The 17438-nt window shown below is 67.6% G+C and carries 12 protein-coding genes; 4 read left to right on the top strand and 8 right to left on the bottom strand.

Features of this window, described 5'->3' with window-relative positions:
• Positions 1-22 precede the first annotated feature (22 nt).
• From OHA70_RS15965 to OHA70_RS15950, 4 genes are all read right to left on the bottom strand, one after another.
• Positions 23-985, bottom strand: a complete 963-nt coding sequence (locus tag OHA70_RS15965) for an AAA family ATPase (RefSeq protein ID WP_328333211.1) — start codon at positions 983-985, stop codon at positions 23-25.
• Positions 982-3345, bottom strand: a complete 2364-nt coding sequence (locus OHA70_RS15960) for a fibronectin type III domain-containing protein (protein WP_328333209.1) — start codon at positions 3343-3345, stop codon at positions 982-984. The genes OHA70_RS15965 and OHA70_RS15960 overlap by 4 nt, the downstream gene beginning before the upstream one ends.
• A gap of 103 nt (positions 3346-3448) precedes the next feature.
• The gene (locus OHA70_RS15955; protein ID WP_328333207.1) at positions 3449-4711 is read right to left on the bottom strand and encodes a sensor histidine kinase; all 1263 of its coding nucleotides are present in this window, start codon (positions 4709-4711) and stop codon (positions 3449-3451) included.
• Positions 4708-5385: a response regulator transcription factor gene (locus OHA70_RS15950; RefSeq protein ID WP_328333205.1), complete on the bottom strand. Its 678-nt coding sequence runs from the start codon at positions 5383-5385 to the stop codon at positions 4708-4710. The genes OHA70_RS15955 and OHA70_RS15950 overlap by 4 nt, the downstream gene beginning before the upstream one ends.
• 53 nt (positions 5386-5438) lie before the next feature.
• Between OHA70_RS15950 and OHA70_RS15945 the strand changes: the two genes are divergently transcribed.
• Genes OHA70_RS15945 through OHA70_RS15930 form a run of 4 tightly spaced genes read left to right on the top strand, consistent with a single transcriptional unit; the run spans position 5439 to position 10718 of the window.
• Complete coding sequence (locus OHA70_RS15945; protein WP_328333203.1) at positions 5439-7151, top strand: AfsR/SARP family transcriptional regulator; 1713 nt, start codon at positions 5439-5441, stop codon at positions 7149-7151.
• Positions 7148-8419: a hypothetical protein gene (locus OHA70_RS15940; protein ID WP_328333201.1), complete on the top strand. Its 1272-nt coding sequence runs from the start codon at positions 7148-7150 to the stop codon at positions 8417-8419. The genes OHA70_RS15945 and OHA70_RS15940 overlap by 4 nt, the downstream gene beginning before the upstream one ends.
• Positions 8416-9063 carry a helix-turn-helix transcriptional regulator gene (locus OHA70_RS15935; RefSeq protein ID WP_328333198.1) on the top strand — a complete coding sequence of 216 codons (648 nt, stop codon included), beginning with the start codon at positions 8416-8418 and terminating at the stop codon, positions 9061-9063. Before OHA70_RS15940 ends, OHA70_RS15935 begins: the two co-directional genes overlap by 4 nt.
• On the top strand, positions 9063-10718 hold the full coding sequence (locus OHA70_RS15930) for a right-handed parallel beta-helix repeat-containing protein (RefSeq protein ID WP_328333196.1): 1656 nt from the start codon (positions 9063-9065) through the stop codon (positions 10716-10718). The genes OHA70_RS15935 and OHA70_RS15930 overlap by 1 nt, the downstream gene beginning before the upstream one ends.
• 73 nt (positions 10719-10791) lie before the next feature.
• On the opposite strand, the gene OHA70_RS15925 is transcribed toward OHA70_RS15930, so the two are convergent.
• The 4 genes from OHA70_RS15925 to glgX form a co-directional block, all read right to left on the bottom strand.
• A complete protein-coding gene (locus OHA70_RS15925; protein WP_328333194.1) occupies positions 10792-10974 on the bottom strand; it encodes a hypothetical protein in 183 nt (60 codons plus the stop codon).
• Positions 10975-11168: 194 nt separating this feature from the next.
• A complete protein-coding gene (treZ, locus tag OHA70_RS15920) occupies positions 11169-12890 on the bottom strand; it encodes a malto-oligosyltrehalose trehalohydrolase (protein ID WP_328333192.1) in 1722 nt (573 codons plus the stop codon).
• Positions 12891-15296: a malto-oligosyltrehalose synthase gene (gene treY / locus OHA70_RS15915; RefSeq protein WP_328333190.1), complete on the bottom strand. Its 2406-nt coding sequence runs from the start codon at positions 15294-15296 to the stop codon at positions 12891-12893. It lies immediately after the preceding gene.
• Complete coding sequence (gene glgX, locus OHA70_RS15910; RefSeq protein WP_328333188.1) at positions 15293-17410, bottom strand: glycogen debranching protein GlgX; 2118 nt, start codon at positions 17408-17410, stop codon at positions 15293-15295. Before glgX ends, treY begins: the two co-directional genes overlap by 4 nt.
• Positions 17411-17438: the final 28 nt, after the last annotated feature.

Here is a 17438-nt window from a genome sequence, read left to right as displayed (position 1 = left end):
CGTCTCCTTGGTTGCTGCTGCTTCAGGCGCTGCCGACGCTCGCGGTCGGGGCCGGTGTGGCAGCCAGTACTTCGTCCACGACCGAGGACGGCGGGCGCTGGCTCAGCTCCGCGTCCGGGGTGAGGACCAGCCGGTGGGCGAGGACCGGCATCGCGACCTGCTTGACGTCGTCCGGTGTGGTGAACGCCCGGCCGTCCGTTGCCGCGTACGCGCGAGCAGCTCGGACCAGCGCGATGCTGCCGCGGGGGCTGGCGCCGTACCGGACGGCCGTGTGCTCGCGAGTGGCTGACGCGAGCTTCACGGCGTACGAGCTGATCGCGGGGTCCACATGCACGGACCGGACGGCGGCGATGGCGTTGCGCAGCGCCGGTACGTCGATGACCGGGCTGAGCGAGTCGGGACCGATCCGGCCGGTGTCGCCGAGCACGATCCGGACCTCGGCGTCGTGGTCGGGGTAGCCGATCTCGATCCGCATCAGGAACCGGTCGAGCTGCGCCTCGGGCAGCCGGTAGGTGCCCTCCATCTCGATCGGGTTCTGGGTGCCGATCACCAGGAACGGGTCCGGCACCGCGCGGGTGATCGAGTCGACGGTGACCCGGCGCTCGGCCATCACCTCGAGCAGGGCCGACTGCGTCTTCGGCGTACCGCGGTTGATCTCGTCGGCCACCACCACGTTGGCGAAGATGCCGCCCGGGTGGAACTCGAACGTCTCGTTGCCCTGGTGGTAGACCATCACGCCGGTGATGTCGCCGGGCAGCAGGTCCGGGGTGAACTGGATCCGGTTCCAGGTGGCGTCGATGCTGCGCGCGATACAGCGGGCCAGCGTCGTCTTGCCCAGTCCGGGCACGTCCTCGATCAGCAGGTGTCCCTCGGCGAACAACGCGGTCAGCGCGAGCCGGACCACCTCGGGCTTGCCATGGATCACCTTCTGCAGGTTGTCCGCGACCAGTCGGTAGGCCTCGCCGGGTGGAATGGTCGCGCTCATGGGGTGCTCCAAGTGAATGTGTTGGACTTGATGGGCTGCTCGCCGTCGGCGGTGGCGACGACCCAGACCTGCTGGCCGGGTGCGTCGGTGGCGAACCGGTCGTCGAGAACGATGCTGCCGTCGGACTTGGTCGTGAGGGTCGCGCCGCCGTTCGAGGGTTGCCATTTGGTGGTGAACGGCTGGAAGAAGTACGCCGTGTTGGGCTTGAGGCCCTTGCCGACCACCTTGATGAACGCACAGCCCGGCGGGTTGCAGGCCTGGTCGCCACCGCCGTGGGTGGTGTCGGCACCACGGGAGGCGGTCAAGGTCGCGCCCGAGCTACTGCCGCCGCTGCCGACCTTGACGGTGCGGCTGGCGGTCTTGCCCAGGACAAGTCGGCCCTGAGCGTCCTTGGTGACAGCCTGGACGGTGACCCGGTACGTCGCTCCGTTGGTCAGGCCAGTGAAGGTCCAGCTGGTCGTGGTCGCCGTGTCGCCCTTGCTCGTGCCGCCGCCCGAGGTGACGTTGGCGGCCACGTCGTAGCCCTGCAGGGTGCCGCCGTGCAGGGCAGGCCGCGTCCACTTCATCGTCACCTTGCCGCTGCCGGGCTGCACTGTGAAGTTGCCGGGGGCATCCGGGACACCGCCGTCGGGGGTCAGCCGGGTGGTGCTGGCACCTGGGCCGGTGCCTACTCGGTTCGTGGCCCGGACGGTGAAGGTGTAGGCCGTGCCGTTGGTGAGGCCTGTGATGGTGGTGCTGCGCGCCGAGCCGGCCAGCTTCTTGCTACCACCACTCCAACTCACCTGGTACGCCGTAATGACAGCGCCGTTGTTCGCAGCGGCTCCCCAGTTGACCAGGGCGGAACCCGTGCCGGCCTTGCCGGACACGCTGGTGGGGGCCCCGGGCCGGCTCGCCTGGACGGTGGGCTTCGGGTCGGGCTTGGTGGGGGCGGGCGGGTTCGGCTTGGTCGGCTTGGCGGGCGGCGGGTTGCCTGTCGGTTGGCCGGTGGGCTCGTTGGTCCGCGGGTTCTGCGGCTTCTTCGGCCGGTGCGTCGGCTGGGTCGCCGGCGGCTGGGTCGTCTGTTCGGTGGGCTGCGTCGGCGGCTGGCTGGGCGGCGGTTGGGTTGGCCGGTGGGTGGGCGGCGTGGTCGTCGGGTGCTCGGACGGCTGGGTCGGCTTCGGCGAGGTGGGTTCGGGCTTGCTCGTGTCGACCGCCGTCACGTCGCCGGTGTCGTCCACGACCATCACCTCCTCGCCGGACCTGTTAGCCACGTACACGCGGGAGTCGGCGCCACGGTTCAGCCCCGACTTGTCGTCCGGGGAGAGCTTGGCCTGCTTCGACGGCTGCGCGAGCTGCTTCTTGTCTTTCTGGTTGCCCTCGCGGTCGACGGTGACGAGGGTGCCGCTGCGGTCGTCGAGCAACGCGAGACTCTGGCCGGAGGACGCCATCCGCTCGTACCTGCCCTCGGGCAGCGTCTTGCGCAGGGGCTCGGCCGCTGCCTTGCCAGTGGTCAGTTCGGCGGTGTCGACCAGGTACAGGACGTTTTGTTCCGGGGTGACGATCGCGATCCGGCCGGCGACGTCGTTCTGGGCGATGACTGTGTCGGCAGGCAGGGCAGGGAGTGGGAGCGGTGCTTGCTTGCCGAGTCCGCTGTCGTCGACGGCGTACATGGAACGGCCGGTGAGGTCCACGAAGACGACCTGGTTGTCACCGATGAGCGCCAGTGCGCCGCTGTGCCCTAGCTGGGTCTTGGCGGGACAGGTGAGCCGGTCGGCGTCGATCGGCAACTGGCAGAGCTGGCCATTGTCGAGCCTGTGCACCCACAGGGTCCCGGTGGTCGTGACGATCGGCGGACCGAGCGGTACGCCGGGCCTGTCGACGACGGGTCGCTGGCCCAACCGCGCGATGCTGCCCGCGTTGCGGTAGACCGCGAAGGCCGCGCCACCAGCGGAGAGTCCGACGGGTTGCTCGTCGGGCGGGGCCGGTACTGGGTCCGTCACCTGCAGGTCCGATTGGCCGAACTGGAACGTCCGGCCGCGCGCCAGGGCGTAGAAGTTCTCGTCCGTCTCGACGATCTGCGTGCCCGGACCCGCGCCGGCCAGCGGTACCTGGCTGTCGACGTTCTTGGTCGAGCCGTTGACGTGGAAGATCTTGCCCAGCGTGCTGTTGTAGATCCACTGACCCTGCCGGGCGAACTGCACGCCCGGCGAGGCGTTGCCGGCGCCGGCCACGGCGATCCCGGTGATCACGATGCAGCCGGCGACCACGGCGGCGAGGGCAGCCCGTGCACGCCGCCCCTGCGGCTCGCCGGCGGCCTGTGCGGGCACATTTCCGGCGTGACCGAGTGTGAAGCGGCGACGCAGCTGAGTGATTGCCTTCACAGCCTTGAGGCTAAGGCACCACGGGTACAGGCGGGGTCCAGATCCGGTCCACTCCGGTTTCCATACGCAATTGTGTCCGTTGCTGGAAGGGAAAACCTTCGCGTCACAGGTCGGTGGCCACCGGAATCCGGAACTCGAAGATCGCGCCGCCCTCGTCGGCGTTGTAGACCTGCAGATCGCCGCCGTGCGAGAGCGCGACCCAGCGGACGATCGACAGCCCGAGGCCCGATGATCCGCCGCCGCTACTGAATCGCTCGAACATGTCCTCGCCGATCGCGGGATCGATGCCCGGGCCCTGGTCGGCGACGGTGACCCGGCCGTCGGCGACCGTCACGGTGACGATCGCCTGCGCCGCGCCGGGAGCGCGGCCGTGCCGCATCGCGTTGTCGAGAAGGTTGCCGATCGCCCTTTGCAGCAAGGCCGGATCGGCACGCACCTTGGTCGGCGCGGTCACCACCGAGATCCGCGCCGAGCCCGGTGGCATGTCCTCGACGACGCCGGCCACGAGCTGGTCGAGCCAGACCGGTTGCATCGTTAGGCGTTCGACACCGGCCGCGAGACGGGCACGGACGAGCAGGCCGTCGATGATGTCGCCCATTCGGCCTGCCAGGCGGACTGTTCGGGGCAGGAGTTCGGCGCGTTGCTGGGGGTCCTGCGCAGCCGTTTCCGCCAACGCACGAAGGGCTGCGACCGGAGTACGGAGGTCGTGCGCGGTCTCGGCGAGCAGTACCTCCTGCTGCTCGAGTGCAGCCATCGCAGGCCGGATCGCACGGCCAGACAGCCAGTACCCGGCCAGTGCCGCAGCACCGATCAGGACGGCGCAGCTGATCAGCACGGTGAGTACCAGCTGGTTGTGGGCGTGGTCCTGGTCCTTGGTGCGCTGCCATGCGACTACTGCACCGATTGGCTGGACACTGGTCGAGTCCTTGAAGGCCTCGGCCATGATCCGGACCTTGGAGCCGTCCGCTGCGGTTCGGTCGGCCACGATCACGCCCGGGCTCGCCACAGCGCTCTGCACGAATGCGTTCAGCACTGCGGGGTCCATCTTCACGCACTTCTTGGTGCTTTCGGCAGGCGCGAATCCACTCGCGTCGCTCGGCAGTACGGCGTACTGCGGGCATAGCCCGGCCAGGCGGTCCTTGAGGGCACCCTCGACGCTGAGGCTGCCATTGCTGTCGGTCACCAGGCGCAGGACGGGCTCGACGACGACGGACAACTGGTTGTCGAGGTTGTCGGTGCGGCGGCCGGAGTCGAGGATCAGGACGAGTGGGGCGAGCACGATCAGGCCGACGGTGTTCATCACGGTGAAGAGCGCGGTGAGACGCCAGCGGAGCCGGCGGAGGCGCTCGGCCGAGGGGCCTCTCATCCGGCATCACCAGCGGCGGTGGTCAGCCGGTAGCCCTGGCCACGGACGGCCTGGATGAGCTCGGGTTGCCGCAGCTTGTTGCGCAGGCGCCTGATGGTCACGTCGACGACATTCGACATCGGGTCGGCCGCCGCATCCCAGCAGTGCTCGATCAGTGCCGACCGGGACACGGCCTGCTCGGGCCGGACCATCAGGTACTCCAGCACGGAGAACTCCTTCGCAGTCAGGGTCAGCAGTACGCCGGCCCGGCGCACCTCGCGTCGCCCGGTGTCGACCTCGACGTCGGCGTACCGGAGTACCGGCGGGCGACCGGTACCGGCGCGGCGGCACAGGCTCAGCACCCGGGCGGTCAGCTCGGCCACAGCGAACGGTTTGACCAGGTAGTCGTCACCGCCGTGCTCGAAACCGTCCACGCGGTCGGCAAGGCTATCCCTTGCGGTCAGGAAGAGCACCGGGACCGCCCAGCCCTCCTGCCGGCGGCTGCGGATGTAGACGATCGAATCGCCGTCCGGCAGCATCCGGTCGAAGACCACGCAGTCGTAGGAATTCACCCACAGGGCTTCGTCTGCGGTAGCTATGTCACCGACACTGTCGACCGCGAGCGCGGCCGTCCGCAGGCCCGCGGAGATCGCGATCCGCAGGTCCTCGTCGTCCTCTACCACCAGTACTCGCACGCTGGGCCTCGTGTGTCATCGAAATGTCATCGTCGACACGGATCGTATGTGTCATGAACGGTCACTCAGCGCACACTCCGGCCCGGATCGCCTTCCGGGTGCTGGGCCCGCTCGAGGTCGACGGGCCCGACGGAGCCCCGATCGACGTCTGCGGCGGCAAGCCCGCCACGATGCTCACACTGCTCCTGCTGCACCGCAACGCGTGGGTCAGCACGGATCAGCTGATCGACGCGGTCTGGTCTGATGGCGAACCGCCTGCGTCCGCCCAGCGCAACCTGAAGACCTACGTCTGGCAGTTGCGGCGGGCCCTTCCGGGCGAACGGATCGAGAGCCGCCCAGGCGCGTACCGGGTCACCGTCCTGCCAGGCGAACTGGACGCCGACGTCGCCGCAGGCTTGTCAGACGAGGCGCGCCGCCTACTCACGGGTGGCTCGGCTACCGAAGCCGCTGCCGTAGTCGAACGCGCCCTGAGCTTCTGGCGCGGCTGCCCGTACGACGGCCTGACGGGCGACGCCTCCACCGCCGTCGACCGCCTCACCGAACTCCACCGCTCCTTGCGCGAAGACCTGGCCGACGCCCACCTGGCGCTAGGCCGTCCAGCCGACGCGATCGCCCTCCTCCGAGCCCTGACCGACGAGGAGCCCCTCCGCGAACACGCCTGGACCAAACTGATCACCACCCTCCACCAGACCGGCCGCCGCCACGACGCCCTCTCGGCGTACCAACGGGCCCGCACCACCCTGGTCCGAGAACTAGGCATCGAACCCGGCGCCGAACTGGTCATGCTCCACCAGCAAATCCTCAACGAAGAAGTTCCGGTGGTGGCCGAGCCGATGGCGGCGATCAGCTCGGATCTCCCGGCGCGTGCGGCCGGCTTCACCGGACGGGCAGCCGAACTGGCTGCTGTCTGTGCGGCCAAGCCGATCGACGGGGTTGCTGTGGTGACCGTCGACGGAATGGCGGGGATCGGTAAGACCGCGTTCGTTCTGGAAGCTGCGCACCGGATCGGTCTCGATCGTCAGCTCTACCTGGACCTGCAGGCTGGAGCGGTCACCACGATCGAGGCCTTGGGGAGGTTGCTTCGGCGGGTCGGCTTCGCCGATCAGTTGCCCGTAGCAACGGATGAGCTGGCTGCTCTGTGGCGGCGGGTGGCGCCTCGGGTTCTGTTGGTGCTGGATGACGTTGGGGATGTGGCGCAGGTGCGGGCGTTGGTGCCTAACGCGGCTGGGTCGGTGGTGTTGGTGAGTAGTCGGAAGCGGCTGGTTGGGCTTGAGCGGGTTGCTGCTGTGAGTCTGCGGCCGTTGGATCGTGAGTTGGTGGCGGACGAGGAGATTTTGCGGGTGTGTGGTGGGCATCCGGGGGCTGTTCGTGAACTGAGTGACCGGGTGCGGGATCGGCAGCCGTGGACTGCGGCACGGTTGCTTGCTCGGTTGAGTGATCGGAACGAGCGGGCTGGTGAGTTGGCCAACACGCTCGCGCGGTTCGACTCGACGTACGACGAGCTGTCGGAGCCGCTGCGCAGGTTCTATCGACTGCTGAGCACGACCCCTCAGTTCGACGTACGCCGGGCCGCGCGGCTCATCGACGCAGATCAGCAGGAGGTGGAGCCGATGCTCGACGAGCTACTCGACCGACACCTGGTGGATGAGCCGGCACCGGGCCGCTTCGCCATGCACCCAGTGGTTCGCGACCACGCCCACGCCAAGCTGCTGTCCACCGAGTCCGAGCTCGAACTGGTCGCTCCCAAGAACCCGAGGGTCGCATGAGGCCCCCCGCCGCAACCGCACCCGCCCCTGGCGAGCAGGTTGCCTACGCCCCGGCCCCGGCCGCAGTACCGACGGCTACCTCAGTCGGTACTCCGCTAGCCCGCGCCGCAGCCCTCCCGCAACGCTCCGCGCCTCCAGCAGCGGCAGCGCTCCCCACCACAACCACAGCAGCCCAACGGTCGTACCTGGTAACCCCACCCACGACCCAGCAACCCACTGTCGACGAGATCGAGCTACCTGAGCGAGCAATCCGGGTAGGCCAGATCGTCTGCTGGCAGGTCGCGCTAGTAGCCATCGGCGCAGCCACCACCGGCTCGCGACTAGTACTGATCCTCACCGCGCTAGCAGCCATCTCCCTGATCCTGCTGACGGCAGTACGCTTCCGTGGCCTCTGGCTCTACCGCTGGGTCGGCATCCTGCTCGCCTTCCTCGCTCGCCGCCGTCGGCTCGACCTGGCCGGCGACCCGGCGATGAACCTGGTCAGCGTCTTCTGCGGCCGCACGTCAGCCCAGGAGCTGACCGTCCGCGAGCAGCCGTACGGCATGCTCAGCAGGCCAGCCGGAGCCAGTGTGGCTCTCCGGGTCGGCTCCGACGCCCAGCACCAACTACTGCCGCGCTTGAGCTCACTCGCCGACTCCGCCGATGAGCAGCCAGTCGGAGTCTCGGTGCAGCTCGTAGTACACACCGGTACGAAGCAGTCGCAGCCCCAGCGCGCCTGGGTCGCCGTAGCCGCCGCCCGTACGCCGGACATCGCCACCGACGAGCAGCTCAGCCAGGTACTGGCCAACACCGTCCGCCGGATGGTGCGCCGCTTCGACCGGGAGCAGATCGAGTGCATGCCACTCGACGAATCCGACCTACTGGCGTCGATCGGCGCACTGGCACACGCCAACGCCGGCCGCGGCCAGATCCGCGAGCGCTGGACCACCTGGGCCGCAGGACCCGTCCTGCAGGTCGGCCTTCGACTCAACGGCTTCGCCCAGCTCCCCCGGCCCACTGCCCAGGCACTGGTCGACACGTTGCTCGGCACCGGCACAGGAAGCGCGCAGACGCTCACCGTCACAGTCACAGCTCCCGCTGAGACTCACGAACCCGCACTCCACGACGCCGTACTACGAGTCGCCGCGGCCCACGCCGCCACGCTCGACACGGCGATCAACGTCCTGACCACATTGGCTCGCTCGTTCGGAGTGGAGCCGGAACGCCTCGACGGGCGGCACACCACCGCTGTCGCCGCCACGCTACCTCTGGGGGTCCCTTTCTCATGACTGTCACAATGCTGAACCGCCCCACCGGCTTCCACCAGGTACCGGCCCAGGACGGCATCGCTACTCTGCTGGCCAACGCCGAGGACTCGGTGATCGCGATGAGCACCCTGACCCCGAGCGGCCCGGCCTTCGGCCCGCGGGACGTCCGCCCGGGCATCCGGTACCGCGCCATCTACCCCGACACGGCCCGTACTGCGCCGACGCTGTGCCGGCACCTCGGTGCGATGTCCCTGGCGGGTGTGGCCGTCCGTACCGTTCCGATGGTGCCGATGAACGCACTGGTCATCGACAACTCGATCGCGGTCCTCCCGGCCGACACGACCAACGGCAGCGTCGCAGTACTGCGGCTGAACAGTGTGGTGACGACGGCTACCGAGCTGTTCGAGCGGATGTGGCCGGACGCCGTATCGCTGGCCGATTGCGACATCCCTGTCGACACGGATCTCTCGGGGCGTGAGAAGGAGATGCTGCGGCTGCTGTCGCTCGGCGCGACGGATGAGTTCGCCGCTGCCCAGCTGGGCATCTCGGTGCGGACAGTACGCCGGATGGTCGCGCAGATCATGAACCGCCTTGGCGCTCGCAGTCGCTTCCAGGCCGGGGTGAAGGCTGCCGACCGTGGCTGGCTGCTGGACCGGGCAAGCTGATGCCTACTCCGTTGCACGCAGGCCGGGTGCTCACTGTCGCAGCGGACCGGCCCGGGGCGTATCCGACGATCGGCGCCGCGCTGCTGGAGGCGCCCGATGGGGCTGCTGTCGCGATCGCGGCCGGTACGTACGCCGAGACGCTCGAGCTCAATGGCCGGTCGATCACGTTGCAGGCCGAGGCGGGCGCGACCGTAGTACTGGACGGTGATGGTGCTGACTGGCCGACGTTGCGGGCCGTCGATGGCGAATTGACGCTGCGCGGGCTGGACGTACGGGCTGGTGACGGGATAGCCGTGTCGGTCGACCGGACCGTACTGACCGTCGAGCAGTGCACGGTCCGGTCGCGGACCCGGCCGGCGATCTCCGTGCACGCGAGCAGCGCGTTCACCGTCGACCGCTGCACCATCAGTGGCGCTGAGACGGGCATCGTGGTCGAAGGCGCGAGCGGGCGGATCCTCGACACCGTGGTCACCGAGATCTCCGGCGACGGGATAGTCGTTGCCTTGGGCTCCGATCCGCTGATCCGCGGCTGCACGATCTCGGTCTGCGGCGGGCGCGGGGTCTACGTCTACCAGTACAGCCGGCCGGAACTCACGGACACCGAGATCTCGTCCACCGGCGCAGAAGGGGTTGGCGTCGCGCACGGCAGTACGCCGATCGCGCGACGGCTGAGCATCCATGACACCCGGGGGCCGGCGTTCACCTTCTCACCGGGATGCGGCGGGACCGTCGAAGGCTGCCGTACCGACAACACCGGCCAGCCGGCCCTGGCGATCGCCGACGGCGCGACGGTCGAGGTGATCGAACGCGCGTCGGCCCGGCCGGCCGAGGTGGGTGGACCGTTGGACGATCTGCTCAGCGACCTCGACGAGATGGTCGGTCTGCCGGGCGTGAAGTCGGAGGTCCATGCGCTCGTCGACGAGATCCAGGTCAACGAGTGGCGGCGTACGGCGGGGTTGAGCATCGGCGGGGTGAGCCATCACCTGATCTTCGCGGGCGCGCCTGGTACCGGGAAAACGACGGTCGCGCGGTTGTACGGCAAGCTCCTGAAGGCATTGGGTGTCTTGCCGCATGGCAGCTTCACCGAGGTCTCGCGACGGGATCTCGTCGGGCAGTACATCGGTCATACGGCCGAGAAGACGGCTCAGGTGTTCGAGAAGTCCTTGGGTGGCGTGCTCTTCATCGACGAGGCCTACACGTTGTCGCGCTCGGCAGGTACCGGCGGGGACTTCGGGCAGGAGGCGATCGACGCGCTGGTCAAGCTGATGGAGGACCACCGCGACGAGATCGCCATCATCGTGGCCGGCTATACGGGCGAGATGAACGACTTCCTCGACGCGAACCCGGGCCTGGCCTCCCGGTTCTCCAAGACGATCGAGTTCGAGAACTACTCGGCCGACGAACTCCTGCTGATCACCAGCCGGATGGTCGAAGGCGGCGACTACCACCTCGATCCGACCGCCACCCCACCCCTGACCGCGTACTTCGACCGCATCGCCGACACCCCCAACTTCGGCAACGCCCGAGAAGCCCGCCGCCTGGTCGAGTCCATCCGCAAGGCCCAATCCCAACGCCTGCGCAAACTAGGCCGCCTCCCCACCACCGAAGAACTCCGCCACCTGACCTCAGAAGACGTCCACACCGCCGCCGGCTAGGCGGACGGCTGCACCGGTCGGGGTGAGGGCTGCGACCGGTGCGGCAGCGCCGGTGGTCAGGCGCTGGGTTCCGTCAGGCGTGGATCTTGTCGTCCTTGGTGTGGCGGTCTCGGGGCCGGCGGTCTGTCGCCGGATGTTCTACGGTGCGTGGTGCCGGGCAGACCGGGCCGCGGGCGATCGGGCCGCCGCCTAGTCTCCTGCTCTTCCACTGCTTCTCTTCGTAGTCGTAGTAGGTGTCAACGCCTCCGACAGTCATAGGTGTCCTCCCGGTCATCCCCCCGGTAACGGCTCCTGCTGGCCACCTCTACAGTCCGTCACCACGAAGCCGAATACAAGCGATTCTTGAACTACCCACGGAATACGGACAAATTCTCAGCTATGTCCAGACTTTCCAACGAGCAAAGGCGTTACGAGCACATTTCGCAAACACTTTCTTCACGCAAAAATCTTTCAGCTTGCAAAGATGGCAACGCTCTCACCTGCCAGCTGAACACCGTCCGTGACCACCGAAACACTCCCGAATGACATCACCTCGTACGCCGGTACGCCGTCCAGCGCGACGACCGCCTCATCCGGCGACAGGTTCACCACGACCCGCAGAGCACCGCGTCGCACGACCAGCCACGAGTCGCCGTACGAAACCTCCACCGACGACAGCCGGCCATCGCGCAGGTCCTCGCTCCGAGCCCGCAACGCCAGCAGATCCCGGTACCAGCTCAGCAACTCCGCATGCGGCGCAGCGTCGACCTCGGTCCAGTCGAGCACCGAGCTCCGCCAGGTCTCCGGATCCTGCGGATCCGGGATCTCCTCCGCATCCCACCCGTACGACGCGAACTCCCGCCGCCGCCCGACCCGCACTGCCTCGGCCAGCTCGGGTTCGGTGTGATCGGTGAAGTACCGCCAAGGCGTCGATGCGCCCCATTCCTCGCCCATGAAGAGCATCGGCGTGTACGGCGAGGTGAGCACCAGGGCGGCCCCGATCGCCAACTGCCCCGGCGTCAGCGCCGGCCGATCGCCGAGCGCGCGGTTGCCGACCTGGTCGTGGTTCGACGTGTACGCGAGGAACTCCCACCCGCGACGCCGCTCCCGATCCACCGGCCGTCCCCAGTCCTTGCCGCGGAAGGTCGAGTACGACCCGTCGTGGAAGAACACCTGTGTCAGCGTCTTCTCAAAAGCTCCCGGCGCGGCGAAGTCCTCGTAGTACCCAGCCTTCTCCCCGGTCAGCAACACATGCAACGCATGGTGGAAGTCATCGCTCCACTGCGCCGTCATCCCCAGCCCACCATCAGCCACCGGCTCGACCATCCGCGGATCGTTGAGATCCGACTCGGCCACCAACCCCAGCGGCCGCCCCAACTCCATCGACAGCTCAGCAGTCTCCACAGACAACTGCGCCAGCAAATGCTGAGGACTGTCATCAACAAGCGCATGAACTGCGTCCAGCCGCAGCGCGTCGATATGGAAATCCCGGTACCACCGCAGTGCATTGTCGACGATCCACCGACGCACCTCGGCGCTACCGTCATCATCGAGATTGACGGCCGGACCCCACGGCGTCGTGTGCATAGACGTGAAGTAAGGCCCGAAGGACCCAAGGTAATTACCGCTAGGCCCGAGGTGGTTGTAGACGACGTCGAGACACACCGCCAGCCCGACCGCATGGCATCGATCCACGAACCGCTGCAACTCAGCAGGCCCGCCATACGGCTCATGCACCGCATACAGGTCGACCCCGTCATAGCCCCACCCATGCCGCCCAGGGAACGCAGCGACCGGCATCAGCGAGACAACCTCAACCCCCAACGCCACAAGGTAATCCAGGTGCCCAGCAGCAGCCTCGAGCGTCCCCTCGGGCGTAAACGTCCCCAGGTGCAGCTCATAGAACACAGCACCCCGTACGTCCCGCCCGGCCCAGCCCTCGTCACTCCAGCCAAACAGCTCCGAGTCGAAGACCTGGCTGGCACCATGCACGCCTGAAGGCTGCCAAGCGCTCCGCGGATCAGGCATCGGCTCACTACCGTCGACAGAGAAGGCATACGAGGTCCCGTGTCCAGCCGAAGCCACCTCTACTGACCACCACCCACCCTGATCGGCCTTCATCTCCAACCAACTGTCGGAGAGGACCAGGGAGACAGTAGAAGCAGCAGGAGCCCAGACGGTGAAGGTATGCATTCAGCTCCTAGCTAGTAGCGCTACCGGCAATTCCTCCAGCAACTCATGGATTCGAGCCGCTCCACTACCCACGGAGCGCCCAGTCAACACGTCCTGCCAATCACCCTCGGGCAGTACGACCGTGCTGTCGCCCCACCCGCCAAGCCGATGCAGAGCCACCGGCAGCCGGGTAGCGATCGTCACCACGGAGTCACCGCGGCGGAACGCGACCGCATGCCCACTAGACGTCGGCAGCGGCTTGTAGCTGCCAGCGAAGGCCTCCGGGTTCTGCCGCCGCAGCCGCAGCGCCTTGGCCGTCACCAGCAATTTCTCCTCGGCCAGCCCATGCGGCCGAGCACCAGCGTCCAGCCGGGCCAGCCCAGCGATCCGCTCCGAGTAGTCCACCGGCCGCCGGTTGTCCGGGTCGACCAGGGAGAGGTCGACGAACTCCGTGCCCTGGTACACGTCAGGCACCCCCGGCATGGTCAGCTGCACCAGCTTCTGCCCGAGCGTCGCCGCCCGTACGTACTCGGCCTGCCCAGCAGCAAAGTGCCCGACAGCCTCCAGCACCTGAGAGTCCCCCAACACACCAGTGATGAAGGCAGCGACCTGAGCCTCGTACTCCGCGTCCGACGACGTCCAGCTCGTATGCCGCTTGGCCTCCCGCACGGCCTTCAACACGTAAGCCTGCAAGCGTTCCTCAGCAATAGGCCCATCAGCCCAGGTACCGAACAGCGTCTGCCAGACCAGGTACTCCGTACTCCCGTCCAGCCCCGAATCGCGATACGGCTCCGACAACGTCCGCCATGACCGCACCGCCTCCGTCCAGGCCGCCGGCTGCTCGGAGAGCACCCCCAACCGCGCCCGGACATCCTCGGACCGCTTGGTGTCATGTGTGGACAGCGTCGTCATCGTGCGCGGCCAGCGATCGTTCAGCCGGGCAGCGAACGCATGGAACTCCTCAGGCGACACCCCGAAATGCGAGGGATCCCCACCGACCTCGTTCAGCGAGGTCAGCCGGAACCACCGGTAGAAGGCGGTGTCCTCGATCCCCTTGGCCATCACCGGCCCACATGTCTGCTGGAACCGCACGATCAGCTCGTGCCGCGCGTGCTCGTCGATGCGACTCGCAGTACCGGCCTCACGCCCGAGCAGCAGGTCCCGCACAAGCTCCAGCGTCTCCTGCTGGTCCTCATCCAGGTTGCGCCGAGCCAACTCGGTCACATGCTCCAGCGCATGCACAGCAGTCGGATCAGGCTGCTCACCCGGTACTACGTAAGCCCGGTACCGGTCGAAGTTCACCAGTAGCTCGACAACCACCTCGTGGAACGCACGGCGGGTGTGGTCGCGCAGACGCACGTCGTCCTGGCAGATGCGAGCCAGTAGTTCCACGAGTCGGTGCACCTCGGCGTACTGGCCGTGCTGCACCACCTCACGCTTGGCCTGCTCCACTACCTGAGCGAAGTCAGCAGGCTCGCCAGTGAGCTCCGAGTGGAAGGCAGAGAGCGGCGCTGCCCCGGCCGGGTCGACGAAGAGCCCACCGACCCGCAGTAGTGCGTCGTACCCGGTAGTGCCTGCGCAAGGCCAGTCGCCAGGTAGCTCTTCAGAGCCCTCGAGGATCTTCTCCACTACTACCCAAGCACCGCCCGTGCGCTCGGCTAGGCGACGCAGGTAGCCACGCGGGTCGGCCAGGCCGTCCGGGTGGTCGATACGGAAGCCGTTGAGCTTCCCCTCGTGCAGCAAGGAGAACAGCAGCTCGTGGGTCGCCTCGAAGACCTCCTGGTTCTCCACTCGGACAGCAGCCAGGGTGTCGACGTCGAAGAAGCGCCGGTAGTTCAGCTCCTCGTCAGCGACCTTCCAATGCGCCAGCCGGTACCACTGCTCGGTCACCAGCTCGGCGATCGGCAGGTTCTCCGTCCCGGGGCGCAGTGGGTACTCGTGCTCGTAGTACCGGAGTACTTCGCCCTCTACCGCCAACTCGCCGTCGGCGAGCACCTTGCCGATCCGGTGGCCGAGCACTGCCATCAACAGCGGCTGGTTGCCCGACCCCCAGTCGACGTCGAACCACTCGGCATACGGCGAGCCCGGGCCATCCCGTAGTACCGACCACAGAGCCTTGTTGAGCCGGGCAGGAGTCGGCACAGCCACGTGGTTCGGTACTACGTCCGCGATGGCCCCCATGCGATGGTCAGCCAGGCGGGCGGCGAGCCGGTCGAAGGCCGGTCGTCCACCGGCTGGCTCGGACAACCTGCTGTGGTCCACCACGTCGTACCCGTGCATGGAGCCGGGTGCGGCCTGCAGGATCGGGGACAGGTACAGATGCGAGATCCCGAGGCTGTGCAGGTACGAGACCACCTCGGCAGCAGCATCGAAGCCGAAGTCCGCATGAATCTGTACTCGGTAGGTTGCCTGCGGGACCGCCGTCACTGCGCTGCCTGCCGCGGCCTCGTCAGGACGAGCATGCCGTGGTCCTCGATCCGCACAGTGCTCCCGGCCGGGTGCTCTTCCTCATTGACGCGACCGGTCGGCCTGACAGTGTCGACGACCACCGTCCAGGCCTCGCCGTACTCCTTGGCCGGCAGCAGGAAGTCCTCCGGCTCGTAGTTGCTGTTCAGCAGGATCAGGAACGAGTCGTCGACCACCGGCTCACCGCGCGGGTCCGGCTCGGAGATGGCGTCGCCGTTGAGGAACACCGCCACCGCGCGGGCGTCGTCACGGCTCCAGTCGCCGTCCTGCATCTCCTGGCCGTTGGGGGTGAACCAGACCAGGTCGCCCAGTCCGTCGACTCCCGTGTCGCCGTGGAAGAACCGGCGGCGCCGGAAGACCGGGTGCTCGTTGCGCAGCTTGACCAGCTCGCCGGTGAACTCCAGCAGGTCCTGCTGCTCCTCGCTGAGGTCCCAGTTGACCCAGGCGAGCTCGTTGTCCTGGCAGTAGACATTGTTGTTGCCCGACTGGGTCCGGCCCTGCTCGTCGCCGTGGGCCAGCATCGGCACACCCTGCGAGATCAGCAACGTGGCCAGGAAGTTGCGCTGCTGCTTGGCCCGCAGCTTCCGGATCGACGGGTCGTCGGTCTCGCCCTCGATCCCGCAGTTCCAGGACCGGTTGTGGCTCTCGCCGTCGTTGCCGCCCTCGCCGTTGGCCTCGTTGTGCTTGTCGTTGTACGAGACCAGGTCACGCAGGGTGAAGCCGTCGTGCGCGGTGATGAAGTTGATGCTCGCGAGCGGCCGGCGGCTGTCGTCGCGGTACAGGTCGGACGAGCCGGTCAGCCGCGAGCCGAACTCGGCCAGCGTGTACTTCTCGCCACGCCAGAAGTCCCGGACGGTGTCGCGGTACTTGCCGTTCCACTCGGTCCACAGCGGCGGGAAGTTTCCCACCTGGTAGCCGCCGTCGCCGACGTCCCACGGCTCGGCGATCAGCTTCACCTGGCTGACCACCGGGTCCTGCTGGACCAGGTCGAAGAAGGCCGACAGCCGGTCCACTTCGTGGAACTGACGGGCCAGCGTCGACGCGAGGTCGAACCGGAAGCCGTCCACGTGCATCTCGGTGACCCAGTAGCGCAGCGAGTCCATGATCAGTTGCAGCACGTGCGGGTGCCGCATCAGCAGGCTGTTCCCGGTGCCGGTGGTGTCGTAGTAGTGCGACTTGTCGGAGTCCACCAACCGGTAGTACGCGGCGTTGTCGATGCCCTTGAAGGACAGCGTCGGGCCGAACTCGTTGCCCTCGGCGGTGTGGTTGTAGACGACGTCGAGGATCACCTCGATGTCGGCCTCGTGCAGCGCCTGCACCATCGTCTTGAACTCGGTCACCTGCTGGCCGAGGCCGCCGAGCGACGAGTAGGCGTTGTGCGGGGCGAAGAAGCCGATCGTGTTGTAGCCCCAGTAGTTCGACAGGTTCCGCTCCTGCAGGTGCCCGTCCTGGGCGAACTGGTGCACCGGCATCAGCTCGATCGCGGTCACCCCGAGCTCCTTGAGGTGCTCGATGATCGCCGGGTGCCCGATCCCGGCGTACGTGCCGCGGATCTCCTCGGGCAGCCCCGGGTGGGTCTTGGTCAGGCCCTTGACGTGCGCCTCGTAGATCACCGTCTCGTGGTACGCGTGCCCCGGCGGCCGGTCGTTGCCCCAGTCGAAGAACGGGTTGGTCACCACCGACAGCATGGTGTGCTCGCGGTTGTCCATCGTGTTCAGCTCGTCGGGCTTGGCGAACCGGTAACTGAACAGTGACTCATCGGCGTCGACCTGTCCGTCGATGGCCTTCGCGTACGGGTCGAGCAGCAGCTTGGACGGGTTGCACCGGTGCCCGTTGGCGGGCTCGTACGGTCCGTGCACGCGGTACCCGTACCGCTGGCCGGGCTGCACCGCGGGCAGGTAGGCATGCCAGACGAAACCGTCCACCTCGGTGAGCTGGACCAACTGCTCCGACCCGTCGTCACCGATCAGTGCCAGGTCAACTTGCTGAGCTACCTCCGAGAAGAGCGCGAAGTTCGTACCGGAACCGTCGTACGTGGCTCCGAGGGGATAAGGACGACCAGGCCATTTCTGCACCCGATGACGGTACCCACCCCTAGCCCCA

The sequence above is a fragment of the Kribbella sp. NBC_00382 genome (assembly GCF_036067295.1).
Classification (GTDB): Bacteria; Actinomycetota; Actinomycetes; order Propionibacteriales; family Kribbellaceae; genus Kribbella.
The sequence above is the reverse complement of the archived record's forward strand: the minus strand, read 5'-3'. Positions and strand labels throughout refer to the sequence as shown.

Coding starts and splice junctions, on each gene's coding strand:
- OHA70_RS15965 (WP_328333211.1), bottom strand. CDS start 985: ATGAGCGCGACCATTCCACCCGGCGAGGCCTACCGACTGGTCGCGGAC.
- OHA70_RS15955 (WP_328333207.1), bottom strand. CDS start 4,711: ATGAGAGGCCCCTCGGCCGAGCGCCTCCGCCGGCTCCGCTGGCGTCTC.
- OHA70_RS15945 (WP_328333203.1), top strand. CDS start 5,439: ATGAACGGTCACTCAGCGCACACTCCGGCCCGGATCGCCTTCCGGGTG.
- OHA70_RS15940 (WP_328333201.1), top strand. CDS start 7,148: ATGAGGCCCCCCGCCGCAACCGCACCCGCCCCTGGCGAGCAGGTTGCC.
- OHA70_RS15935 (WP_328333198.1), top strand. CDS start 8,416: ATGACTGTCACAATGCTGAACCGCCCCACCGGCTTCCACCAGGTACCG.
- OHA70_RS15930 (WP_328333196.1), top strand. CDS start 9,063: ATGCCTACTCCGTTGCACGCAGGCCGGGTGCTCACTGTCGCAGCGGAC.
- OHA70_RS15925 (WP_328333194.1), bottom strand. CDS start 10,974: ATGACTGTCGGAGGCGTTGACACCTACTACGACTACGAAGAGAAGCAG.
- treZ (WP_328333192.1), bottom strand. CDS start 12,890: ATGCATACCTTCACCGTCTGGGCTCCTGCTGCTTCTACTGTCTCCCTG.